This window comes from Dactylosporangium sp. NPDC049140, from assembly GCF_040648435.1.
Genome location: NZ_JBEZDS010000018.1, coordinates 157,366 through 180,516, shown reverse-complemented (window position 1 = coordinate 180,516; position 23,151 = coordinate 157,366). Strand labels below are relative to the sequence as shown.

Below are 23,151 nucleotides of genomic sequence, written 5' to 3'. Positions count from 1 at the left end.
GGCCGCCACGCCAACCGGCGGTCACGCCAACCGGCCGCCACGCCAACCGGCCCGCCACGCCAACCGGCCCGCCACGCAAGCCGCCGGTCACGCCAACCGGCCGCCACGCCAACCGGCGGTCACGCCAACCGGCCGCCACGCCAACCGGCCCGCCACGCCAACCGGCCCGCCACGCAAGCCGCCGGTCACGCCAATCGGCGGTCGAGCTCCGCGAGCAGTGGCGCCGGCGCCGCGAGGGGGCCGATCGCGGCGCGCCGGAACTCCGCGCAGGGCGCGCGCGGCACCACCGCCTCGCCGACGGCGCCCGTGACGTCGGCGACCCAGACGACGTCGACCGCCGTGCGCTCGCCGGGCGGGCACGGGCTGAGGTTGGCGACGGACTGCGCACCGGCCGGCTCGGCCACGGTGCGCACCGTGCCCGCCTCGTTCAGCAGGTCGCGCAGCCCCGCGAGGTCCTGCCGCCCGGCGTGCTGGGCGGCCAGCTCCAGGCCGCCGGGGCCGGTGCGGTAGCGGCACACGCGGGCCTCGACCAGCCCGCTCGGCGCGAACGCCTCCACACCGCCCCGGTTGCGGGCGATCTCGTCGCGCGGCTCGGCCGTCATCGTGCGCACGTCGACCTCGGCCTGCGCCAGCGTCGCCGCGCAGCCGGGCGCCGCGACGCCGGCCGGGTCGGTCGCCGCGGCGAGCTGCTCGCGGTAGCGCTCGAGGAAGCCGTCGACCAGCACCGGGTGGGCGACCTCCGAGCCGGCGCTGCGACGGGTGCGCCCACCGGCCGTCGCGGTGGCACAGTTGCGGTCGAGCAGCACGGCCACCGGCGCGCGCGCCGCGTAGCTCACCACGAGCGACAGCTCCTGCGCGAACCCGACGAGTGTGCAGCCGTGCTCGCCGGCGGGCACGGCGGGCAGCGCGTTCATCGCCGCCACGACCTCGCCCGCCCGCGCCGTGAGCACACGCGGCCCGGTGGCACCACCCGGGCCGGGCGGGCCGGCCGGCAGCTCGCACAGCGTCACCGCCACGACGCCGTCGGCCGGGACGAGCGGCCCGGGACGGTCGGCGGTCCCGGCGCCGCCGGTCGGCCAGGCGACCGGGCAGTGGTCCGCGTCGAGGGCGAGGCCCGCGGGGACCGCCGGCTCCCCCGCGGCCCGGTGCAGCGCGAGCGGGACGCCGACGGCGACCGCGGCCAGCAGTACGGCCGCGCCGATCACCGCCGGCGCGGTGCGGACCGTCCACCGGCGGCGAGCCGGGACCGCAGCGTCCATCTGGTCCTCCTCCCGGCCAGCATAGGGCGGGTGGACGCCGGCCGGCGTGCAGCACGAAGCCGAGGGGCTGTGCCGTCCATGCGGCTGTAGAGCGTGCGACGGCCGCTCGCTACGGCACCTCCGACCGCGTCGACGGGCGCCGGCCGCGGCTCAGGGGCCCGCCTCGATGTCGAAGCGCAGCGCGGACTCCGCGGCGGCCAGGGACGCGGCCACGGCCGGGCGGTCGGGGCCCGCGGCCAGCAGGTAGCCGAGCTTCGCGCCCGCGCGGGTGTACGGGACCACGGTGTCGCCGAGCGACGCCGCCACGACCAGGTCGGCGATGCCCGGCACCGCTCGCGCCGCGGCCACGCCGTCCACGCCGACGAGCTTGCCCTCGACCGGCGCGCCGAGCACCCGGAACGCGGCGTGGCCGGGCGGGCCGGGCTCGACGTCGATGCGCTCGCCCAGGGCCATGCGCAGGTACGCCTCCGTGGCGTCGACGCCGTAGGCCAGGCCGAGCAGCTCGGCGACGCCGTTGCCGCCGGTGCGCGCGCCCCACTCGCCCACCACGAGGCGGTCGTCGGGGGTGAGGAGCAGGTCGACGTTGAGGGCGCCCCAGCGGTACCCCAGCGCCGAGCACAGCGCGTCGAGCAGCGGGCGGGCGCGTTCGGCGAGGTCGCCGGCCGGCATCCAGTGCTCGGTGGTGACGAAGTACGGCGGGTCGGTGAGCCGCCGCTCGGTGACCCCGGTCGCGGCGACGCGGCCGCCGGTGATCACGGCCTCGGCGGTGAAGTGCCGGCCGGTCAGGTACTCCTCCACGATGACGACGTCGCGGCGGGAGTGAGCGGCGGCCGCGGCGAGCGCGGGTCCGAGGCCGGCCGGGGTGTCGACCCGGCCGATGCCGCGGCTGCCGCTGGAGTCGGTGGGCTTGACCATCAGCGGGTAGGGCACGCCGGACTCGCGCACGCCGGCCCGCGCCTGCCGGCGGGGGCCCTGCCACCAGCGCGGGCCGGGCAGGCCGAGGCCGTCGCAGACGGCGCGGAAGTAGCCCTTGTCGACCGAGGCGCGCACCGCCTCCGCCGACAGCCCGCACGGCAGGCCCAGCCTCGTGGCGAGGGCGTACTGCGAGGGCAGGTTCACGTCGCTGGCCGGCGAGACGACGCCGTCGATCGGGCGGCCGCGCAGGGCGGCGGCGAGCGCGGGCACGGCGAGGGTGCTGACGTTGAGCAGCTCGTCGGCCTCGGCGGCGCCGGGGGCGTCTGCGCGCGCGTCGGCGCAGATGGTGTGCACGCCTAGGCGCCGGGCCGTGCGGAGGGCGCCGAGCGCGCCGTCGGCGCCGCCCAGCACGAGCAGGGTCGTCATGAGGCGGCCGCCAGCCGGGCCGGGCGGGACGGGCCGCGGCCGGGCTCGAGCAGGTCGGCCGCGGCGACGGGGATGTTCGCCTCGCGCACCAGGAACTGCGGCGGGCGGGGCTGGCCGCGGCCGATGTGCACCAGGTAGCGGCCCATCACGGCCAGCGCGACCAGGGCGATGCCGGCGGCCAGGTACAGCAGGGGCCCGGCGGAGACGCCGGCGAGGGCCGCCGCGAAGCCGCCGAACGCGGCGAGGGCGGCCAGCAGGCAGGCGGTGACGGCGGCGGCGATGGTCCGGTCGGAGTACGACACGAACAGCTCCACCGAGTGGCGGGCCAGGCCGCGCCAGCTGACCTTGGGCGTCCCCCGCCGGCGCGGCCGGTGCGCGGTCGGCACCGTCGTCCACGCGGAGGTCAGGCGCGGCACGGTGGCCAGGAAGTAGGGGGTGCCCAGGCGCAGGTCGACGATCCGGCGCGCCAGCGAGGCCCGCACGAGGCGGAACGTGGTCGAGCCGGGCGGTAACTCGATGCCGAGCAGCTTGCGGGCGATGAGGTCGTGCACCGCCGAGGAAACGCGGCGCGACCAGCGGTCCTTGCGGTCGACGCGAATCCCGAACACCGCGTCGTAACCGGTGCGCGCCGTTTCGATGAGGCGCCGCCCCTCGGCCGGGGGGAATTGAAGATCGGCATCGAGGTGCAGGATCCAGTCGTTGCGCGCATATCGATATCCGGCCGAAAATGCGGGTTCCACCCCAAAATTGCGAGTGAAGGACAAATAGGACACGCGGTCGTCGCGCGCGGCCAGGGAACGGATGTGCTCGAGCGTGGCGTCGGTGCTGCCGTCGTCGACGAAAAGGATCTCCAGATCGTCGTATCCGGCCAGCTCAGCCACGATTTCCTCGTAGACCGGGCCGATGTTCTCCGCCTCGTCGAGGCACGGGACCACAACCGTCAGCGTAAATGGACGCACCTGTAGGCCTTCCATCGTCACGGGGGCGTTCGGACATAACAGTGGTGACTGTTGTCAATATCAATACCACCGTCAGGCTTCCGACCCAAACGTGCGTTCACAGCGACTATGATCAATGACATGTATGTACTGGGTTTGAGCCAACACCACGACTCGGCCGCCGCCCTGCTGCTCGACGGACAGATCGTCGCGTTCAGCGAGGAGGAGCGATTCACGCGGATCAAACATGACGGGGCGTTTCCGGCACAGGCCGCGAAATGGTGCCTGGCCCACGCCGGCATCACGCTCGGCGACGTCGACCACGTGGCGTACTTCTGGCAGGCCCCGCGCGAGGTCCTGCACGCCGGCACCCACTTCCTGCGGCACCTGCCTGCGACCCTCGCGGTGTTCCGCAACGACGGCGGCGACTACGCGGACCGGGCCCAGGGCCTGCGCGCGACGCTGGCTCGCGGCGGGGCCCAGACGCACTCGGACGACTACCACGTCGGCGGGGCGCTGCTGCTGCACCTGCGCCGGTCGCTGACGCTCGGGCGAATCCTGCGCGAGGCGGTCGGGTACACCGGAAAGACGCACTTCAAGGTGCACCTCGTCGACCACCACCACGCGCACGCGGCCAGCGCGCTGCACCTGTCGCCGTGGACCGACGCGGCCGTGATCACCTGGGACGGCATCGGCAGCGACGGCACCTCCACGCTGCTGGCCGTGGCCGACGGCGACCGGATCGCCGACGTGCGCCGGGTGAAGTTCCCGCACTCGCTCGGCGCGATGTACGCGTGCGTCACCGGCTGGCTCGGCTTCCACCCGGCCAAGGACGAGGGCAAGATCATGGGGCTGGCCGCGTACGGCGGGCCGGCCTTCGTGGAGCCGTTCCGCGAGCTCGTCCGGCTCGAGGACGAGGGCCGGTACGCGCTGGACCTGAGCTGGTTCCGCCACCACGCGACAGGCAAGCACCGGGTCTCGCAGAAGTTCGTCGACCGCTTCGGCGAGCCGCGCCCGAAGACCCGCGACGCGGTGCCCCAGCACTACGCCGACGTGGCCTACGCCTTACAGAACACGCTCGAGGAGGCCGGGCTGCACGTGGCCCGCTGGCTGCAGGCGCACACCGGCCGCACGCGGCTGTGCACGGCCGGCGGGGTCGCGCTCAACAGCGTCATGAACGGCAAGATCCTGCTGGAGACGCCGTTCGAGGAGTTCTTCGCCCAGCCCGCCTCGGCCGACGACGGCTCCGCGCTGGGCGCCGCGATGATCGTCAGCAGCGAGCGCGGCGCGCCCCGGCACCGCGGCAACTACATCTTCCTGGGGCCCGAGTTCCCCGAGGCCGACATGGAGAAGGCGCTCACCGAGGCCGGCCTGGCCTACACCCGGCCCGAGCGCATCGCCCGCAGCACCGCCGAGGCGGTCGCGGACGGACGGATCGTCGGCTGGTTCCAGGGCCGCATCGAGGCGGGGCCGCGGGCGCTGGGCAACCGCTCGATCGTCGCCGACCCGCGCGGGTTCGACACCAAGGACCGGCTCAACGAGAAGGTGAAGCACCGCGAGCCGTTCCGGCCGTTCGCGCCGTCGTGCCTGGCCGAGCACGCGGGCGAGTACTTCGCCAGCGGCTACCCGAGCCCGGTGATGCTACTGGTCTTCGACGTGCTCGAGCACCAGCGCACGGTGGTGCCGGCGATCACCCACGAGGACGGCACCGCGCGGGTGCAGACTGTCGCGCGGGAGGACAACGCGCTGTACCACGAGATGATCAGCGAGTTCCACGCGCTGACCGGGGTACCGATGGTGGTCAACACGTCGTTCAACGACAATGAGGAGCCGATCGTCTGCACCCCGGCCGACGCCGTCCGCTGCTACCTCAAGACCGGCATGGACGCCCTCGCGCTCGGCCCCTTCTGGACGGAGAAGCCGTGATCCGACGCTCGATGTCACGGGCCTTGTCGGCCGAGACGCGATCGGTCCTCGGCGGCTGGGGCTGGCTCGTGGCGGGCGTAGCCGGCGGCACCCTGACCCTGCTCCTCATGGTGGTGCTGCCGCCCGACCGGACCATCGACAACCCGGCGGAGTTCCTGCTGCGCATCGCCCCGGTCGTGTGCGCGGTGCTCGCCATCGGCGGGTTCCCGCAGCGGCCGGGGCCCGGCCTGGCCCTGCTGGCCCTGGTCGTGCTCGGGTACATGGGCGTGCTCGACACGCTCTACGTGCTGCGGGTGCTGGACCTGGCCGACGCGAGCGACCAGGCCGCGGCGTTCCCGTCCTTCTACCAGATGGCGATCTTCGTCAACGCGTTCACGATCCTGGCGGTACTGCTGGGCTACCGGCTCGGGGGCGCCCCGGCGGGCCGGGTCCTGCGCCTGGGCTTCGCCGCCACCCTGGTGCTCGTCTCCGGGCTCAACGACATCACGTTCTACTACCTGTACAGCTGGCCGGAGGGCCGCCCGGAGCGCTTCACGTGGGCGTCGCACATCACCGTCTTCACCGGCTCACCGGCCTCCCCCGCGGTGGCGATCGGCTTCTGCGCGGTACACCTGGTGCTGGCCGGGCTCGTCCTCGCCCTGCCGTGGCTGCGCGCCCGGACGGTCAGCCGACCGCGCTCAGCAGACGCCGTGCCACGTTGATGCCCTGGCGCATCGCCTGGTCCATGTCGATGTACGTGTAGGTGGCCAGCCGTCCCGCCAGGACCCGCGGCGGCCCGGGCAGCTGCGCGAGCAGCTTCTCGTACTTGCGGTGCAGGTCGCGGTTGGTCCCCTGCACGTCGTCGACCGGGTAGTGACGCTCGGGCGCGTTGGGGTACTCGTAGCTGACCATCGTCCCGGGCCCGCTCTGGCCGCTCATCCACTTCGTCTCGATCGCGCGGGTGTGCGGGTGCTGCAGCCCCGGCGTGTTGAGCACCCCGGCCGGCAGCACGTGCTCGGCGTCGGGGAACCAGCGGTGCACGAAGCGGACGCCGCGCCAGGCCAGCGGGCCCAGCGCGTCGGCGAAGAACTCGTCCAGGGCGCAGGTGAGCACGACGGCCGAGGCGCCCGCGCACAGCTCGTCCCAGTCGGCGACGGTGACCGGGGTGCCCAGGGTCACCGGCACGCCGCGCAGCAGCCCGTCGACGAGGCGCCGGTAGCCGCCCTCGGGCCAGCCCTGGTGCGGGTCGCGGAACAGGTCCAGCCGGCCGTCCTCGCGCAGCTCGATGCGGCGCGGTGCCCAGACCGCGGCGAGCTCGCTCGGCTCGCAGCCCCACTGCTTGCGGGTGTACCCCTCGATGTACTCGCGGTACAGCGTCTCGCCCATGAGCTCGATGCACCACGCCTCGAGGTTGTCGCCGGCGGGCGCGTCCGGGCGCGCGGCCAGCTCCCGCTCGATGGCCGGCCACTGCGGCAGCTCGCGCAGCTCGGGCAGTTGCGGCGGCCAGCTCATGATGCGGCCGAAGACCTCGGTGCGCACACGGTGGCGGTACGGCCGCATCGGCACCAGCGCGTTGACCAGCCGCCACACCTCCTCGTCGGCGGTGTGGAAGATGTGCGCGCCGGTCGGCTCGTAGAGGATGCCGGCCGCGGCGGCGGTGCGCAGCTGCCCGCCCCAGTCGGCGTCGGCCTCGATGACCTCGACGGGCCGCCCGGCCCGCCGTAACTCGTGGGCGACGGTCGCCCCGGCCAGCCCGGCGCCGACGATGCGCACCGGATGCGCCGCTGTGATCGACATTGATCAACCTCCACGACCTTGTGACTGCCGTGCATTCAACCACGCAGATCGATGGAAGTCACGTTCCGTGACACAATGACGTCAGTCGGTGACGGGTTCGGACCAGACCTCGGCGTCCGCCAGGAACGCGTTCGCCGAGGCCGCCGCGACCTCGGTGCCGCCGAGCCGCAGGCGGCCGGTTTCGCAGGGGATGTACACATTGGACAGCCGCAGGCCGTTGCCCGGGAACGCCGGCACCCCGATCGCGCGCGGCCGCCCGGCCCCGGTGATCTCCAGCTCGACGTCGCCGGCGGCCGCGCGGAGCCCGGCCGCGGGGTCGAGCTCGAGGCGCACCGGCGCGACCGTCACCGCCGGCTCCGGCCAGGGCAGGCCGGCGACCTCCGGGAAGTGGCGCACGAACGCCTCGGCGAGCCAGCGGCCCAGCTCCGGCGCCTCGGTGAGGACCCGCGGCCGCCCGTCGTGCCAGACCACGAGCGCGGTCCCGGCGCCCCGCACCGACCAGTCGACCCGCCACGCGGAGGCGAACGCGACGGTCCGCCCGCCGTCGCCGAGCGTGTCGCGGAGAGTGAGGCCGGGGTTGGCCCCGAACAGCAGTACGGTCACGGGAGCAGCATACGGGGTATCGATGGCCGTAAACTGCTGTCCATGACCGCGGAGCTCGCCGTGGAGTTCGCCGACCCCACCGCCCCGGACCCGCCGGCGGGCTGGGCCGAGCTGGTTCGCGCCGCGCCCCTGCACCCGGTGTGGGACTGGTCGCTGGTGCGGGCCGTGGCGGCCGCACGCAACGGGGCGACGGTCGCGGCCGTGGTGCGCGACGGCGACGAGGTGGTCGCGCTGGTGCACGCGCGGCTCATCGGTCCGGGCGGGACGGTGGCCGACGTGGAGTGCCCCGGCTCGATGTCCCTGCCCGGCGTGGCGCTGCCCGGCGACCTGCCCCCCGGCCTGGCGCCCGGCCCGCACGCGCGGCTGGGCGCGGTGGCGGCGGCGTTCGAGGCGGCCCTGGGCCGGCGGCGGCGCGTCCGGGCCGTGTCGTACCGGCAGGTCTACGCCGCGGCCCTGCCGGCGCTGGCCCGGGGCGTCGCGCTGGTGCGCCGCGGCGACGACGTGGCCGTGCTGCGCAACCGGTTCGGCAGCTACGCGGAGTACCTCGCGACGCTGCCGAACAAGCGCCGGCGCGACCAGGGCCGGCTGGTGCGCCAGACCGACGGCGACGCGGGCGTGACAGTCCACTTCGGACCGCCGCCGGAGCGCTTCGACGCCGCCGCGTTCCACGAGCTCGCCGAGCAGACCGACCGGCGCAACCACCGCCGCCGGTTCCCGCCGCGGCGGCGCTGGTCGCTGGAGTTCCACGCCGCCCAGGCGGCCGTGCCCGGGGCGCGGCTGCTGCGCTACACCGCCGCGGACGGGCGGCTCGTGGGGGCCACCATCACCTTCGACCACCCGGCGGCCCCGCTGGCCGGGCCGTGGGCGGCACTGGACCCGCACGAGGGCGGCCGGTCGGGCATCTGGTACGAACACTTCGCGCGCTCGCTGCGCTGGGCGATCGAGTCCGGCCGCGGCGGGTACATCGCCGGCAAGGGCCTGATGGCCCAGAAGGCCGAGCTCGGTTTCGAGGCGGTGCCGCAGTTCACGGTGCTGCGGCGGCTCAACGCAGCCGGCGCAGGACGAGCCACTGGGGCACCACCTCGTAGCCGAGCTCGCACTTGAGCTCCACGAGCCCCTTGCCGCCGATCACGCCGGCCCGCCCGGACTCGATCGCCCACCGCAGGATGCGCGCGTGCTGGTCGAACCAGAGCCCGTGCGGCCCGCCCGCGTGCGGGTCCAGGGCACCCCACGGGCCGGCCAGCGGTACCGATGGATGGTCGAAGTTGATCCCCAGCCCGACGAGCTCCCCGGCGCGCTCGTAGCGGGCGGCCAGCACGCCCGGCACCGCGGCCAGCGCGGCCCGCAGCGGATGCGACAGCCGCCGCGGCGGGGGCCACCGCCGGGCCTCGTGGCGGCCGCTCGTCGCATCGGCCAGGGCGTTGAACCGGGCGATGTCGACCGGCCCGGCCAGCGGGCCGAACGACGCCTCCAGCCCGGGCTCGCGCGCGACGAGCTTCACCTGGCGGCGCTGGCTGGCCCGCCGCGACTGGCTCAGCCCGGCCAGGTAGCGCTCGTAGTCGGCGAACCTGTTGGTGAACACGGTGACCGGCAGCCCCCGCCCGACCAGGCTCAGCCGGCCGGCCACGATCGGCAGCTCGCCGGCGAAGACGGACCGGTACGCCACCGCGCGCACCCGCCGGTGCTCCCGGCGCAGCGCCGCCTCGAACGCGGCCAGCGCCGCGGCGAGCAGCCGGCCGCCGTCCTCCCTCGCCGAGCCGGCCGAACCCGCCGGGTCGAGCACCGACGGCAGGCCGCCGCGCAGCACCAGGCCCGGCATCGAGGACGAGCCCGGGCAGCACACGTCGGCGAGCGTGCCGGCCGGGCCGGCCAGCCGGGCGTACACCAGGCCGGCCACCTCCCCGCCGTCGCGCAGCACCGCCGCCAGCGCGCGGCCGCGGCGCGGGCCGGCCGCCGCGTGCACGACGGACCAGCGCCACACCGGGTGCACCGCGCCCGTGCCGGCGAAGTCCTCCCAGCCCGGCGGCGGCTCGGGCCGGCCGGCGTCGGCGAACTCGACCTTGAGTTCCATGTTCTTAAATATAGGGATGCGAGCGCGGACGGTGGCGGTCCTCGTGGCCGGGCGGGGTGTGGCAAGGGTCGCGCAGTACGCGGCCGGCATCGCCCTGCTGGCCGCCTGGGGCCCGGTCGCCTTCGCCGGGTACGCCGCCGCCTCGGGCGTGATGAGCTGGCTGTTCGCGCTCTCCGGGGGCACCGAGCGGGCCGCGCTCGTGCTCGTCGGCGGCCCGGGCGGGCGCCGGCTGGAGCCGCTGTTCGCGTGGTTCGCCGCGGCCCCCTTCGCGGCGGCGCTGCTGGGCGGGCCGGTCCTGGCGCTCCTCGCCCCCGGGGTGGTCACCTACGCGGCGGCGGCCGCGCTGTACACCGGCACGGGTACCGCCACCGTCCTCGTCGGCCTGCTACGCCTGCGCGGGGCGGCGCACGCCGACGCCGCCGCGTTCACCGCGATCGCCGCCGGCTACGGGGTCGCGGTCGCCCTGGCGCTGCTCGGCGGGGCCGGCGTCGCCACCGTCCTCGGGACCCTCGCCGCGACCGCCGGGCTGGTCAGCGCCGTGCTGCTCGCCGCCCTGGGGCGCACCGGCGTTTCGCGCCCGGCCTTGTCACGGGCCGAGGTCGCCGGTGCGCTGCGGGCCGTCGCCCTCCTCTCCACCGGTGAGGCCGTCGCCCTGGCCGGCGTCCCGATCCTGTACGCCGAGCTGGCCGGGCGGGCCGCCGCCACCCAGGTCAGCGCGTTCTACGTGGCGATGCTGGTCTCGGGCGCCGCCGGCATGCTCTGGGGCTACCTCCTGCGCCTGTGGCAGCCGCGGCTCTCGGCGTGGCTGCGCGCCCACCCGGATCGCGCCGCCCCGGCGGTGCGCCGGCTGGCCCGGGCCGCGTCCGCCGCCGCGGTGGCCGTCACCGCCGCCGGGATCGCCGCGCTCGCCGCGTGGGGCCCGAGCGGCCCGCTGCTGGCCGCGGCCGTCGCCGCCGAGATCGCCGTCTACACCGCGATCACCTGGGCCGGGTTCGTGGTGGAGAGCGGCGACGACCGCGCCCGCGCCCGCTCGACCCTCAGCGGCGCGGCCGCGCTCGCCGTCACCGCGCTGGCCGGCTGGTGGCTGGTCGCGGCCGGCGGCGCCACGGGGGCGGTACTGGCACTGGTCGCCGGGCTCGCGGTACGCGGGCCGCTACTGCGGGTTAGCGAGCGCTTAGGGCGGTGATAGCGCGGCCTGACAGCATGCCGAACACCCATCGTGTGGTTCCGCTACAGCGACGAGCACCCGTGGGTGCTGCCCGGCGTCGACCTCACCATCCCGGCCGGCGGCACCGTCGCACTGGTCGGGCTCAACGGCTCCGGCAAGAGCACGCTCGTCAAGCTGCTGTGCCGGCTCTACGACCCGACCCGCGGCACGATCACCTGGGACGGGCTCGACCTGCGCGAGGCCGACCCGGCGGCGCTGCGGTCCCGGCTGGGCGCGGTGTTCCAGGACTTCATGGCGTACGACCTCAGCGCCGCCGACAACATCGCGCTGGGCGACCTGCGCGCCCGCGACGACCCGGACCGCATCGAGGCGGCGGCCGCCCGCGCCGGGGTCGGCGGGACCCTGCGCGGGCTGCCCCGCGGCTACCGGACCCTGCTGACGCGCGAGTTCTACGGCGAGGGCGACGACGACGGCGTCGTGCTGTCCGGCGGGCAGTGGCAGCGCATCGCGATCGCCCGCGGGTTCCTGCGAACGGAGGCCGACCTGATGATCCTCGACGAGCCGAGCTCCGGCCTCGACCCCGAGGCCGAGCACGAGATCCACGCGGCGCTGCGCACCGCCCGGCGCGGCCGCACCAACCTGCTCATCTCGCACCGCCTGTCCACGGTGCGCGACTCCGACGTGATCGCCGTGTTCGACCGCGGCCGCATCGCCGAGCGGGGCGACCACGCCGCCCTGCTCGCCGCGGGCGGGCGCTACGCGGCGCTGTTCCGCCTCCAGGCCCGGGGCTACGCCGACCCCGCCGAGGCCGCGGCGGTGCCCCGGTGATCGCCGGCGCCGCCGCCCTGCTCGCCGCGCTGGCCCTCGCCGCGCTCGTGGCCCGCCGGCGCTACCTGGTCGTCACGGACCACGGCCGCAGCATGCTCCCGTCGTACCGCGGCGGCGACCGCCTCCTCGTGCGCCGCGCGGGCCTGGAGCGCCTGCGCACGGGCAGCATCGTCATCTTCCGCAGCCCGGACACGCCCGGGATCGAGACGGTCGCGGCGTTCGCCGACACGCCCGTGCGCGCCGTGCTGCCCGACGACCGCCTCCTCATCGAGCGCGTGGCCGCGGTCCCGGGCGACCCGGCCCCGGTGGACCGTGTGCCGTCGCTTGCCGCACTGGGCCACGCGACGGTACCGCCCGGGATGGTCGTGGTCCTCGGCGACAACCCGGCCGTCAGCCACGACTCGCGGGCCTACGGCTACCTCCCGGCCGCGAACGTCGTCGGCGTGGCCCTGCGCCGCTTCGCGGTCACCACCACCTGAGCACCCCGGGTGAGCCGAGCGGGTGTCCCGCTCACCCGGCCCGGTGCCGTACAGTGCGTGCGCTGCCCACGCGCGCGCGTGGGGGCGTTCGGGGGAGGTGCGCGCGATGCCCAACGGGCTGTTCTCGCCGGTCCTGCTGCTGGTGCAGGCCGCCTGGCTGCTCGCGCCCGGGCTCCTGCTGGGGCTGGAGCTGGTGCGGCGGGAGCTGATCGCCAGGTGGCTGGTGGTGCCCGTGGCCGGCGTCGTCGGGGCGGTGTTCAGCTACGCGGCCGTCTGGGTCTACCTCGCCGACGTCACCGCCGGGACGGTCTACAGCTACCTCACCGCGGCCCTCGCGGCCGCCGCCGTCGCACGGCTCCTGGCCCGGCCCGAGGACCGGCTCCTGCTGCGTGACGTCGACGTCGCGGCGCCGCTGATCCTGTTGTACCTGCTGACGCTCTTCCTCGTCACCGCGACCTTCGGCTGCACGCTGCGGCCCGAGCTGCACGAGCTCAACGAGGCGTGCCACCTCTCCGGCCTGACCGGCGACAACGTGCTGCCCCAGTTCTTCGCCGACCACATCCTGGACCGCAAGCCCCGCACCCCCGTCTGGGACTGGCAGGGCAGCGCCCGGCCGCCGCTGCAGTCCGGCGCCGTCCTCCTGCAGAACCCGATCACCGGCACCGGCCTGCTGCGCAACCTCGGCTACCACACGCTCACCGTGCTGCTACAGGTGCTGGTGGTGCCCTCGGTGTGGGCGCTGCTGCGCTGCCTGCGCCTGAGCGGCTACCGGCTCGTCGTGGTGCTCACGATGTTCCTCTTCACCGGCTTCTTCGTGTACAACAGCGTCTTCGTCTGGCCCAAGCTGCTGGCCGCGAGCCTGACGCTCACCGCGTTCGCGCTGCTGTTCTTCGGCCGGCCGGCCCGCTCCATGTGGCTGCTGGCGGGCTTCGCGGCCGGGGCCGCGATGGTGGCGCACGCGGGCGTGGCGTTCACGCTGCTGCCGATGGGCGTGCTCCTGCTGTGGCGCCGGTACCGCCCCTCGTGGTCGCACGTCGGGCTCATCGCGGTCGCCGGGCTGCTGATGCAGGCGCCGTGGACGGCGTACCAGAAGCTCGTCGACCCGCCCGGCGACCAGCTGCTCAAGTGGCACATCGCGGGCCAGTGGCAGCCGGCGTTCGGCACGGACCAGCGCACGCTCACCGAGCTGTTCCTGGAGAACTACGGCGACCTGACCTTCTGGCAGATCGTGCACAACAAGCTGACGAACTTCGAGACGCTGTTCGGCCGCCGGATCACCGCCCCTTACCTGGCCGGCCCCGGGCCGATGGGCATTCTGCGCGGGGAGGAGATGTCCTTCGTCCTCTTCGGCCTCGGGCTGTTCACGCTCGCGCTGGTCGTGCCGGCCGTCCCCGCGCTGCGGCGCCGGCTGGCGGCGGTCCTCGACGTCCCCCGCCTCAAGATCATGGCGATCGTCGCCGGGATCAACCTCGTCATCTGGCCGCTGGTGCTGTTCGGGCCGGGCCACCCGGGCACCGACCCGACCATCTACCAGGGCTCGTACGCCATGATGGCCCTGCTGTTCATCGTCCTCGGCGCGATGCTCACGGTGCTGCCCCGCCTGGTCACCAACCTGTTCGTGGCGGCCAACGTGGCCTGGACGAGCCTGCTGTGGTTCGTGGGCGTGTGGATCCGCCACCACAACCACTGGAGCTACCTCGTGCTCGCCGTGCTGAGCTGGGCGGCGGTGCTGGGCTTCCTCTGGAACGCCGCCCGCCGGCTCGATGAGCACGAGCAGACGGAGCCGGCCGGGGACGTGCCGGCCGAGGAGCTCGCGGTGGCGATTCCCCGGCCGCGGGACCGGCGGTCCGCGCGCAAGTAGCGCGTCAGTCCCGCAGGGGCCAGACCTCGACGACGCCGTACGCGACCGCGCACGGCGTCGCGGAGGCGAGCGCGACGGCCTCGTCGAGCGTCTCGGCCTCGATGACCGCGAAGCCGGCGACCGGCAGCGCCGCGGTCATGAACGGGCCGTCCTGGACGGTGGGGCCGGACTCGGCGTGGTTGCGGACCTGGACCGGCGAGCCGGCCATGGCCGCCTCGACGCCAGATGCGCGCAGCCGGGCGTCGTGCGCGTGGGCGCGGTCGCGCACGGCCGGGTCGGTCCGGTCGTAGCCCTGCTGGTCGCCGTAGCCGATGGTCATGAACTTCGCCATGGTGGGGCTCCTTTCGAGAGCGTCAGGCCAGTTCCCGCCCGAGGGCGTCGAGCCAGTCCCCGGTGCCCCGCTCGCGCCAGGCCGGCTGCTCGCGGTCGTCGAGGTAGGCGGCCTGCTCGGTGAGCACCAGCGCGGTGCCCTCCCCGGCGGGCCGGAACTGGACCGTGGTCACGGAGATGGTGACCGGGACGCCGTCGGACGACAGCGTCGAGGTGTACACGATCCGCTCATTCGGGACGATCTCCTCGTACCGGGCCTCGTGCCGCAGCGCCCGGCCCTCGGTGTCGCGCCCGTGCGCGGTCTCGTGGCCGCCGGGCCGGAAGTCGAGCTCGTGGCGGTCGCCGCCGAACCAGCGGGCCTTGCTGGCCGGGTCGGACCACGCCGCGAACACCCGGGCCGGCGGGCGCGGGTAGGTGCGCTCCAGCGTGTGTGCGGCGTGCAGCACGGTTCGGTCCGTCACAGCTCCTCCTCCAGCCGGTCGAGGCGGCGCTCCCAGGCGGTGCGCTGCCCGCCCAGCCAGGCCTCGGCCCGTCGCAGCGCGGCGGGGTCGACGGCGCAGGTGCGGACCCGGCCGGCCTTGGCCGACGTCACCAGGCCGCTGTCGATCAGCACCTGCAGGTGCTGCAGCACCGCGGACAGGGTCATGTCGAGCGGGCCGGCGAGACGACTGACCGACGCCGGGCCCCGCACGAGCTCGGCGACGATGCGCCGCCGGGTGGGGTCGGCCAGGGCGTGGAAGACCTGGTCGAGTGACCGTTCGCCGTCCTCGATCACGACTCCACCGTAGGCCGGGCGGGGCCCAATGGTCAAGCGATCACTTCAGTAACTGTGCGTTGATTTGGCGCGTGGCGATGCGTGAAGGGGGTCGCCCGGATCGATGGAAGCCCGTACCCTCGGCCGCGTGGACAAGGACGCCAACAGTACGGGCGGACCGATCTCCGGGCGGGCGCGCATTCCCGGCGCGCTCTCCACGCCCGGCGCAGACCACGACCGGCCGGGCTATCGACCAGCCGGTCCACCCGCTGGGCGCGCCTCCGTGGGGCGGGCCGGCGCTCCCGTGACCGGCAGCGCATCGATCCCGAGCGGCCGCGCCACCGTGGGCAGCGCGTCGGTCCCGAGCGGCCGCGCCTCCGTCGGCGGCCCACCCGCCTTCGGCGGCCGCGCGACGGTCGGCAGCGCCTCCGTTTCCGTCATCAGCTCCTCCGGCGGTGTCCCCGAACCGGGGGACGGCCAGAGCAAGAGCTCGATCGGCAAGCGCGCCAAGCGCCGGCGCCGGCGCAACATCACCATCGCCTCGATCGCCGCGTTCATCATGATCGCGGGCATCGGCATGGTCGCCGGCACGTACTATTTCGACCAGGTCGCGCTGCCCGAAGACATCTCCCTGGCCCAGTCGACGACGATCTACTACTCCGACGGCCAGACCCGGATGGGCAGCATCGGCGAGAACCGCACCGTGCTGGCGTTCAAGGACATCCCGGTCGACATGCAGCACGCGGTGGTCGCGGCCGAGGACAACACCTTCTACACGAACGACGGCGTGGACTACAAGGGCGTCGTGCGGGCGGCGTGGAACAACGTCAGCGGCGGCGACCGGCAGGGCGCCTCGACGATCAGCCAGCAGTACGCGCGGCGCTGGGCCGACCTCGAGGGCGTCACCTACGCCCGCAAGGTCCGCGAGGCGGTCATCGCGCTGAAGCTCAACCAGCAGTACTCCAAGGACGAGATCATGACGATGTACCTCAACATCGTCTACTTCGGCCGCGGCGCCTACGGCGTGGAGGCCGCCGCCCAGGCCTACTTCGCCAAGCCCGCCAAGGACCTCAAGACGAACGAGGCCATGCTGCTGGCCGGGCTGGTCAAGAACCCCGAGGGCAGCGGCAATGGCTCGCCCTTCGACCCGAACATCGACAAGGCCCAGGCGCAGGACCGGTTCAACTACATCAAGGGCCAGATGGTCCAGCTCGACTTCGTCAAGGCGGCCGAGGCCGACACCCGGATGAAGTTCCCGGACAACGTCATCACCCCGGCGCAGGCGCGGGACCGGGCGGTGCAGGCGCAGAACCTGACCCGGCCCGAGGGCCTGATCGTCCACCACGTGCTCGGCGAGGTCTCGCAGCTCAAGGACCCGCGCACCGGGCAGCTGCTCTACGAGGACACCGACTCCGACGGCAAGAAGAACTTCGACAAGATCCGCAACGGCGGCCTGAAGATCGTGACCACGATCGACAAGGACATCCAGCAGATCGCGGTGCGCGAAGCCAGCCGCAACAAAGAGTCGAACATGGACAAGCAGCCGCCGAACCTGCAGGCCGCGCTGGTCGCGGTCGAGCCGGGCAACGGCGGCGTGAAGGCGTACTACGGCGGCGACAGCGGCAACGGCTGCGACTACGCGAGCTACTACGTCGACCCGGTGCTCGGCACCGGCCAGGAGAGCTGCGGCGGCGGGCACCCGCCGGGCTCGACCTTCAAGGTGTACACGCTCGCGACCGCGCTGATGGCCGGGTACTCCATCGACTCGATGTGGGACGGCGTGCCGCGGGACTTCCCGGGCCGCACCGCGGCGAAGAAGAACCAGGTCAAGAACGCGACCGAGGGCGTCGAGCCGGAGTGCCACTCGGGGTCCGGGCACTGGTGCACGCTCGAGGAGATCACGGTCCAGTCGCTCAACGTTCCGTTCTACGCGATCACGCTCAAGCTGACGCCGGCCCGGGTGATCGACACGGCACGCGCGGCGGGCATCCGCGACATGTGGGCGACGGTGCAGGGCCAGAACCAGCCGCAGCGCATGGACCTCACGAAGCTGAAGGGCGCGGACGTCGCCCCGAAGTACTTCCAGGAGGAGGTGGGCTTCGGGCAGTACCCGATCACCGTCCTCGACCATGCGGGCGGCCTGGCGACCATCGCCGCCCGCGGCACGGCCTTCAAGACGCACTTCCTCAAGGAGGTGTGGACCGGCGCCACGAAGACCTACGGCGAGATCCTCAAGGGCACCCGCATCCCCGGCTTCACCGAGCAGATGGCCGACGACATGGCCAAGGTACTCACGGGCGTGCCGGTGCACTACGGCCTCAAGTCCCCGTACACGCTCGCCGGCAAGACCGGCACCTGGCAGCTGGGCAACACCACCTCGAACGCGCACGCCTGGATGGGCGGCTTCGCGCCGTACGACCCGGGCAAGAAGGCGACGGGCCTGGCCGCCGCGGTCTGGGTCGGCAACGCCAAGGACGAGCAGCCGATCAAGGACTCCAAGGGCAACAACATCATCGGCGGCAAGCTGCCCGGCCCGATCTGGAACGACTTCATGAGCGCGGCGCTGGCGAAGATGAACATGCCGAAGCTCAAGTTCCCGAAGGCGCCGATGACCGGCGACAAGGAGGGCGACGGGATCTCGCCGACGCCGGCCATCCCCGGGGACCCGAACTTCCCGGGCTTCCCGGGCGGCCCGGGCCAGAACCCGACCCAGGCGAACCCGGGCCCGACCCGGCGCCGCTGAGCCCGAGCACTCTCAGGGCAGCTTGACGAGGTCCGCGAGCACCGCGCCGTCGCCGCTTGCGGCGCAGGCTGTGCGAGCCGATGGCCCACAGGAACGGCCCGTGCGCGCCAGGCCCTCGATGTCGGCCTCCTCGTCGGCGTCCACGCCGGGCAGCGGCACCAGGTCGGCGAGGCGGAAGCTGGTCTCGCCGTCGTAGCGCCGGGGATCGCCCGGGTCGTCGGCGACGAGCCGCTCGACGGTCGCGGTCTCGTCGCCGGCCACCCAGAGCACCGGCCCGTCGGCGCGCACGGCCGACAGGTTCGTGTGGGTGGTCGCGGCGCGAGAGCGTTCGCCCAGGTACAACCGCACGGTTTGGTCGACTGTCACCCACCCATCGTGACATCGTCGCGACATAGGAATGATCACTTAGGGACGACCCTTGAGTTTCCGTTCCGCGCCGTCGAGGGTTCCGCCGACCCGGAGCCTCCTGTCTCATGTCCCCATTCCCTCGACCAGGGAGGTTATGTGGGATACCAGAAGAGGCTCACGGGCGCCGCGGTACTGACCGCGACGCTGACGCTGACGGCGGCCGGGCTCGTGTCCGCCCCCGCCAACGCCGAGGCCGGGGCGACGACCGAGTACACGGTCGTGGCCGCGGACAACGTCTCCACGGCCGATGCCACCACCGCCATCGCCAAGGCCGGCGGCAAGGTGGTGGCGGGCAACACCGACGTGGGGATGTACACGGTGGTCGCGCCGCAGAAGGGCTTCGTCGAGAAGGCCGCGAACACGGCCGGTCTCGTCGGTGCGACGCACAAGGCCTCGATCGGCCGGGCTCCGAAGAAGGAGCAGCCCGGCAACGTCGAACGCGAGGCACAGCAGGCGGCCGCGGCCGCCAAGAAGGGCGGCAACAAGCCGGCCACGGCCGGCATGGACCCGCTGGACGACAAGCTGTGGGGCCTCACGACGGTCAAGTCGGACAAGGCGCGCAAGGTCAACGCCGGCGACAAGCGGGTGACCGTCGGCATCCTCGACACCGGCGTGGACGCGTCGAACCCCGACATCGCCCCGAACTTCAACTGGGCGCTGTCGAAGAACTTCGCGCCGGACATGGTGGACATCGACGGCCCGTGTGAGGTTGCGAGCTGCCTCGACCCGGTCGGTACCGACGACGGCGGCCACGGCACGCACGTCGCCGGCACGATCGGCGCGGCGGCCAACGGCCTGGGCGTCTCCGGTGTCGCGCCGAACGTGTCGCTGGTCGAGCTCAAGGGCGGCCAGGACTCCGGGTACTTCTTCCTGGAGCCCACCGTCAACGCGCTCGTGCACGCGGCGAACAACGGCATCGACGTGGTGAACATGTCCTTCTACGTCGACCCGTGGCTGTACAACTGCGTCGCCAACCCGGCCGACTCCGCGGCCGACCAGGCGGAGCAGCGCACGATCATCAAGGCGATGTTCCGTGCCCTCACCTACGCGCACAGCAAGGGCGTGACCCTCGTCAGCGCGCTGGGCAACAACCATGAGGACAAGGGCAAGCCGCGCACGGACATCTCCAGCCCGGACTACCCGGTGGACACGGCCTACGACCGGCCCGTCGACAACAGCACGTGCTGGGACCTGCCGACGGAGGGCCCCTTCGTCATCGGCGTGTCCGCGCTCGGCCCGTCGCTGAACAAGTCCGACTACTCGGACTACGGCCTGGAGCGCGTCGGCGTCTCGGCGCCCGGCGGCTACTTCCGGGACGGCCTGGGCACCGACACCTATCGGACCGTGGGCAACGAGATCCTGTCCACGTACCCGAAGAAGGTGCTGCAGGAGGAGGGCTCGGTCGACGAGGCGGGCAATGTCGTGCCCGATTTCGCCGACTCGGTCTTCAAACAGTGCAACGCGGTCGGGCAGTGCGGGTACTACACGTACCTGCAGGGCACCTCGATGGCCTCGCCGCACGCCACCGGCGTCGCGGCGCTGATCGTCAGCGCGCACGGCAGCAAGCAGGGGCGCAACGGCTTCGGCCTGGAGCCCTGGAAGGTCGAGTACCTGCTCTACGCCACGGCCTCGGAGCACGCGTGCCCGAACCCGCCGCTGGTGTCGTACGTCAACGTGGGTCGTACTCCCGAGTTCGACGCCCTCTGCGAGGGCGGCACGCACTTCAACGGTTTCTACGGCCACGGCATCGTCGACGCCTACGCCGCGGTCACCGCGCACGCCTGGTGGGAGCACCGCTGAGCACACGAGCCGGGGCCGCCTTCCGGGGCGGCCCCGGCTCACTCGCGGCCGAGACCGCGTCCGAGCCCGTGCCCGGCTGACGAACGCGGTTGCGGGGTGCGCCGCTGCGGGGGTCAGGCCTTGGCGGTGCCCAGGGCCGTCTGGATGGCCTTGACCAGGACCGCGACGACCAGGGCGACCGACGGGCGGATCGAGGACTCCTCCATGCTCACGGTGCCGGTGAAGCCGGCGTGGTCGGAGATCTTCTCCAGCTGCTCGTGCGCGGCCCGCACGTCGGCGCCGGTCAGGCCCAGGGTCGGCTCCATGCGCACGGCGCCGATCAGGGTGGCCAGGGCGGCGGTGCGCTCGTCGGGCTGGTCGTCGCCGATCAGGGCACGGCTCAGGCGGTCGCGGACGTCGGCCTCGACCGAGGGGTCGATCGTCGGGTACCGGTGGAGGTGGATGTAACCGTCCGCGGTCGTCTCGTCGACGTCGCAGATGACGTTCTTGGCGCACAGGTCGGCCAGGACGCGGTCGCGCAGGCCGTGGCGGAGGCGCTGGAGCCAGGAGGACGGCGTGTGCGGCGTGTCGGCGACGACCCGGGTCAGCACCTCGTCGGCGATCGGCTCGCCCGTCGGGGCGGAGTTGGTCACCACCAGGGTGCCGCCGACGTACGCGATCCGGCCCGCCAGTGCCAGCTCGACCAGCACGGCGGCGGCCATGCCGAGGTCGAGGCCGATGTGCGAGCCGGTCGCCCGGCCCGACTCGTCATCGTAGGCGAGCAGGAGTAATTCCTCGGCCAACGCAACTGAACCCATGACCCGGGACGTTAGCGCGTACCCGCCAGGGGTCAAGCCCCCCACCGCGGGTCCGGCCCGGGCGCGCGGCCCGCGGAGGCCGGATCGCCGCGGCGGTGCCAGCGCGGCCGGGCCACCCGCCGGGCGCGGGGCGGGCGACCGAGCGTGAGCAGCGGCAGACGTACCGTGAACCTCGCGCCCCGGCCCGGGTGGCTGTGCGCGGTGATGGCGCCGCCGTGGCCGGTCACGACCTCGCGCAGGAGGGCCAGGCCGAGGCCGTGGCGGCGCTCCCCCGCCCCGGCGCCGCGGTGGAAGCGGTCGAAGATCCGCTCGGCGTCGGCCGGGTCGAAGCCGGCGCCGGTGTCCTGGACGGTCACCTCGGCGTGGTCGGTGCGCCGGACCGTCACGGCGATGCGGCCGCCGGGCGGGAGGTGGGCCAGGGCGTTGGCGAGCAGCTCGCTCAGGACCCGGCGCAGGGCCGACTCGATGCCGGCGACGAGCACCGGGCCGCCGGGGGTGGCGACGGTGATGGTCCGGCCGCGCTCGGCGGCGAGGTCCGACTCGGCCGCGACGGCGTCGGCGGCCAGGACGGCGAGGTCGACGGGCGAGGCGGCGGGCAGGTCGTCGGGCGAGGCGGCGAGGCGGGCCGAGAGCAGCAGCTCCTCCACGATCTCGCCGAGCCGGCGGGTCGAGGCGACCAGCCGGACGAGGTCGCGCTCGTCGATCCCCGGGTCCGGGTCCTTCTCGGAGGCCCACGAGAAGCCGTCGGCCGAGGCACCGGCGGCGCGGCGCGCCAGGAGCTGGGCGCGGGTGTGCACCTGCGCGATCGGGGTGCGCAGCTCGTGGCTGGCATCGGCGACGAACCGGCGCTGCCGGGCCAGCGCGTCCACCAGCGGGGCCACCGCGTGCCGGCCGACGAGCACGCCGGTGAGGACCGCGGCCAGCAGGCCGGCCAGCGCGGCCAGGGCGAACGCGAACAGCAGGTGGCGGCGGTCGGAGAGCTGGAAGCGGGCGTCGAAGACCACCTGCACGACGCGGTCGCCGCGGCGTTCGGTGTGCACGTAGTACCGGGTGCCGTCGCGGGTGAGGCGGGAGTCGTGCGGCCGGCCGGTGGCGGCGACCAGCTCGGCGTCGACGACCACGGGCAGGCCGGGCGGGGGCGGGGTGTTGGCGCCGCGGAAGGCGCCGCGCTCGTACCAGAACACCCAGCTGCACGCGGGCGGGCCGGGGACGGTGCCGTTGGCGGCGCCCCAGGCGAGCTCGCGCCGGATCTGGGCCTCCTGGCTGCGCACCAGCACCGCGTAGGAGATCCCGCCGGCCAGGGCCAGCAGCGCGGTGATGGCCAGGCCCACCCCGAGGCCGAGACGCAGCCGGGCCCGGCGGACGAGCACCTCTTCGACGGGGATCACAGTGCGCCGAGGCGGTAGCCGAGGCCGTGCACGGTGCGCACGACGGGGCGGCCCAGCTTGCGGCGCAGGTAGTAGACGTACGTGTCGACGATCGACGCGGCCGCCGCCTCGTCGAAGACCCGCCGGCGCAGCTCCGAGCGGGAGTGCACGGCGCTCGGCCGCGCCGCCAGCACCCGCAGCAGCTCGAACTCGCGCGTGGACAGGGCGACCCGCGTGCCGTCGGGCAGCAGGGCGTCGCGGGCCACGAGGTCGAGCCGGCCGCCGCCCAGGCGCAGCGACTCGGCCGGCGCCGGGGTGCGCCGGACCAGGGCGCGGATGCGGGCGCTGAGCTCGTCGAGGTCGAACGGCTTGGCGAGGTAGTCGTCGGCGCCCGCGTCGAGCCCGGCGATACGGTCGCCGACGGTGCCGAGCGCGGTGAGCATGAGCGCGCGGGCCGGCACCGAGCGGGACCGCAGCCGGGCGACCAGGTCCAGCCCGTCGAGGGCAGGCAGCAGCCGGTCGATGACCATGACGTCGTAGGGCCGGGTCAGGCCTAAGTGGAGCCCGCGCTGGCCGTCATGCGCCCGGTCGACGACGTAGCCCTCGTCGACCAGCGTCTCGCTCACCATCTCACTGAGCTCCTCGTCGTCCTCGACGACGAGGAGCCGCGGGGGCTCCGCAGCACGCACACGATGACAATGC

Annotated in this window: 22 protein-coding genes; 9 read left to right on the top strand and 13 right to left on the bottom strand. The window is 74.0% G+C overall.

Features of this window, described 5'->3' with window-relative positions; translation table 11 throughout:
- Positions 1 to 185: 185 nt before the first annotated feature.
- The 3 genes from AB0B76_RS27825 to AB0B76_RS27815 all read right to left on the bottom strand — a co-directional run bounded on the left by AB0B76_RS27825 (position 186) and on the right by AB0B76_RS27815 (position 3,535).
- Complete coding sequence (locus AB0B76_RS27825; protein WP_360380950.1) at positions 186 to 1,259, bottom strand: hypothetical protein; 1,074 nt, start codon at positions 1,257 to 1,259, stop codon at positions 186 to 188.
- Between the two features lie 150 nt (positions 1,260 to 1,409).
- The gene (locus AB0B76_RS27820; RefSeq protein ID WP_360380948.1) at positions 1,410 to 2,600 is read right to left on the bottom strand and encodes an ATP-grasp domain-containing protein; all 1,191 of its coding nucleotides are present in this window, start codon (positions 2,598 to 2,600) and stop codon (positions 1,410 to 1,412) included.
- Entirely contained in the window at positions 2,597 to 3,535 is a 939-nt protein-coding gene (locus AB0B76_RS27815) for a glycosyltransferase family 2 protein (protein WP_360380945.1), read from the bottom strand. Before AB0B76_RS27815 ends, AB0B76_RS27820 begins: the two co-directional genes overlap by 4 nt.
- 144 nt (positions 3,536 to 3,679) lie before the next feature.
- Here AB0B76_RS27815 and AB0B76_RS27810 point away from each other — a divergent pair, with 144 nt between their 5' ends.
- Positions 3,680 to 5,464: a carbamoyltransferase C-terminal domain-containing protein gene (locus AB0B76_RS27810; RefSeq protein ID WP_360380942.1), complete on the top strand. Its 1,785-nt coding sequence runs from the start codon at positions 3,680 to 3,682 to the stop codon at positions 5,462 to 5,464.
- The gene (locus AB0B76_RS27805) at positions 5,461 to 6,165 is read left to right on the top strand and encodes a hypothetical protein (RefSeq protein WP_360380940.1); all 705 of its coding nucleotides are present in this window, start codon (positions 5,461 to 5,463) and stop codon (positions 6,163 to 6,165) included. The genes AB0B76_RS27810 and AB0B76_RS27805 overlap by 4 nt, the downstream gene beginning before the upstream one ends.
- Here the strand turns inward: AB0B76_RS27805 and AB0B76_RS27800 are convergent.
- Positions 6,128 to 7,240 carry a UDP-galactopyranose mutase gene (locus tag AB0B76_RS27800; protein ID WP_360380937.1) on the bottom strand — a complete coding sequence of 371 codons (1,113 nt, stop codon included), beginning with the start codon at positions 7,238 to 7,240 and terminating at the stop codon, positions 6,128 to 6,130. The genes AB0B76_RS27805 and AB0B76_RS27800 overlap by 38 nt on opposite strands.
- Before the next feature lie 81 nt (positions 7,241 to 7,321).
- Positions 7,322 to 7,843, bottom strand: coding sequence for a hypothetical protein (locus AB0B76_RS27795; RefSeq protein WP_360380935.1), 522 nt, complete (start codon positions 7,841 to 7,843; stop codon positions 7,322 to 7,324).
- 42 nt (positions 7,844 to 7,885) lie between these two features.
- On the opposite strand from AB0B76_RS27795, the gene AB0B76_RS27790 reads away from it, so the two are divergent.
- Positions 7,886 to 8,947 (top strand): hypothetical protein, encoded by a 1,062-nt coding sequence (locus tag AB0B76_RS27790; protein WP_360380932.1) that lies wholly within the window; start codon positions 7,886 to 7,888, stop codon positions 8,945 to 8,947.
- Here AB0B76_RS27790 and AB0B76_RS27785 read toward each other — a convergent pair.
- Positions 8,886 to 9,914 carry a hypothetical protein gene (locus AB0B76_RS27785; RefSeq protein ID WP_360380929.1) on the bottom strand — a complete coding sequence of 343 codons (1,029 nt, stop codon included), beginning with the start codon at positions 9,912 to 9,914 and terminating at the stop codon, positions 8,886 to 8,888. The two genes, AB0B76_RS27790 and AB0B76_RS27785, sit on opposite strands and share 62 nt — an antisense overlap.
- Before the next feature lie 16 nt (positions 9,915 to 9,930).
- Between AB0B76_RS27785 and AB0B76_RS27780 the strand changes: the two genes are divergently transcribed.
- The 4 genes from AB0B76_RS27780 (at position 9,931) to AB0B76_RS27765 (ending at position 14,250) form a co-directional block, all read left to right on the top strand.
- The gene (locus AB0B76_RS27780; RefSeq protein WP_360380927.1) at positions 9,931 to 11,100 is read left to right on the top strand and encodes a hypothetical protein; all 1,170 of its coding nucleotides are present in this window, start codon (positions 9,931 to 9,933) and stop codon (positions 11,098 to 11,100) included.
- Positions 11,101 to 11,133: 33 nt separating this feature from the next.
- Entirely contained in the window at positions 11,134 to 11,910 is a 777-nt protein-coding gene (locus tag AB0B76_RS27775) for an ATP-binding cassette domain-containing protein (protein WP_360380924.1), read from the top strand.
- Complete coding sequence (locus AB0B76_RS27770) at positions 11,907 to 12,389, top strand: S26 family signal peptidase (RefSeq protein ID WP_360380921.1); 483 nt, start codon at positions 11,907 to 11,909, stop codon at positions 12,387 to 12,389. The genes AB0B76_RS27775 and AB0B76_RS27770 overlap by 4 nt, the downstream gene beginning before the upstream one ends.
- A 106-nt stretch (positions 12,390 to 12,495) precedes the next feature.
- Positions 12,496 to 14,250, top strand: a complete 1,755-nt coding sequence (locus AB0B76_RS27765) for a hypothetical protein (RefSeq protein WP_360380918.1) — start codon at positions 12,496 to 12,498, stop codon at positions 14,248 to 14,250.
- Between the two features lie 4 nt (positions 14,251 to 14,254).
- On the opposite strand, the gene AB0B76_RS27760 is transcribed toward AB0B76_RS27765, so the two are convergent.
- From AB0B76_RS27760 to AB0B76_RS27750, 3 genes are read right to left on the bottom strand one after another with little or no spacing between them, the layout of a single operon-like run.
- Entirely contained in the window at positions 14,255 to 14,581 is a 327-nt protein-coding gene (locus AB0B76_RS27760) for a YciI family protein (protein ID WP_360380915.1), read from the bottom strand.
- Between the two features lie 22 nt (positions 14,582 to 14,603).
- The gene (locus tag AB0B76_RS27755) at positions 14,604 to 15,041 is read right to left on the bottom strand and encodes an SRPBCC family protein (RefSeq protein WP_360380912.1); all 438 of its coding nucleotides are present in this window, start codon (positions 15,039 to 15,041) and stop codon (positions 14,604 to 14,606) included.
- Positions 15,038 to 15,355, bottom strand: a complete 318-nt coding sequence (locus AB0B76_RS27750) for a metalloregulator ArsR/SmtB family transcription factor (RefSeq protein ID WP_360380909.1) — start codon at positions 15,353 to 15,355, stop codon at positions 15,038 to 15,040. Before AB0B76_RS27750 ends, AB0B76_RS27755 begins: the two co-directional genes overlap by 4 nt.
- A gap of 127 nt (positions 15,356 to 15,482) precedes the next feature.
- Between AB0B76_RS27750 and AB0B76_RS27745 the strand changes: the two genes are divergently transcribed.
- The gene (locus AB0B76_RS27745; RefSeq protein ID WP_360380907.1) at positions 15,483 to 18,077 is read left to right on the top strand and encodes a transglycosylase domain-containing protein; all 2,595 of its coding nucleotides are present in this window, start codon (positions 15,483 to 15,485) and stop codon (positions 18,075 to 18,077) included.
- A gap of 12 nt (positions 18,078 to 18,089) precedes the next feature.
- Here AB0B76_RS27745 and AB0B76_RS27740 read toward each other — a convergent pair whose 3' ends face one another.
- On the bottom strand, positions 18,090 to 18,443 hold the full coding sequence (locus tag AB0B76_RS27740) for a DUF3616 domain-containing protein (RefSeq protein WP_360380905.1): 354 nt from the start codon (positions 18,441 to 18,443) through the stop codon (positions 18,090 to 18,092).
- A gap of 138 nt (positions 18,444 to 18,581) precedes the next feature.
- Between AB0B76_RS27740 and AB0B76_RS27735 the strand changes: the two genes are divergently transcribed.
- On the top strand, positions 18,582 to 20,285 hold the full coding sequence (locus AB0B76_RS27735) for a S8 family serine peptidase (protein WP_360380902.1): 1,704 nt from the start codon (positions 18,582 to 18,584) through the stop codon (positions 20,283 to 20,285).
- A gap of 113 nt (positions 20,286 to 20,398) precedes the next feature.
- Here AB0B76_RS27735 and AB0B76_RS27730 read toward each other — a convergent pair whose 3' ends face one another.
- The 3 genes from AB0B76_RS27730 to AB0B76_RS27720 are packed head-to-tail and all read right to left on the bottom strand — an operon-like array spanning position 20,399 to position 23,138.
- On the bottom strand, positions 20,399 to 21,082 hold the full coding sequence (locus AB0B76_RS27730; RefSeq protein ID WP_360380899.1) for a GPP34 family phosphoprotein: 684 nt from the start codon (positions 21,080 to 21,082) through the stop codon (positions 20,399 to 20,401).
- A gap of 32 nt (positions 21,083 to 21,114) precedes the next feature.
- Positions 21,115 to 22,470: a HAMP domain-containing sensor histidine kinase gene (locus AB0B76_RS27725; protein WP_360380896.1), complete on the bottom strand. Its 1,356-nt coding sequence runs from the start codon at positions 22,468 to 22,470 to the stop codon at positions 21,115 to 21,117.
- Positions 22,467 to 23,138, bottom strand: coding sequence for a response regulator transcription factor (locus tag AB0B76_RS27720; RefSeq protein WP_360380894.1), 672 nt, complete (start codon positions 23,136 to 23,138; stop codon positions 22,467 to 22,469). Before AB0B76_RS27720 ends, AB0B76_RS27725 begins: the two co-directional genes overlap by 4 nt.
- Positions 23,139 to 23,151: the final 13 nt, after the last annotated feature.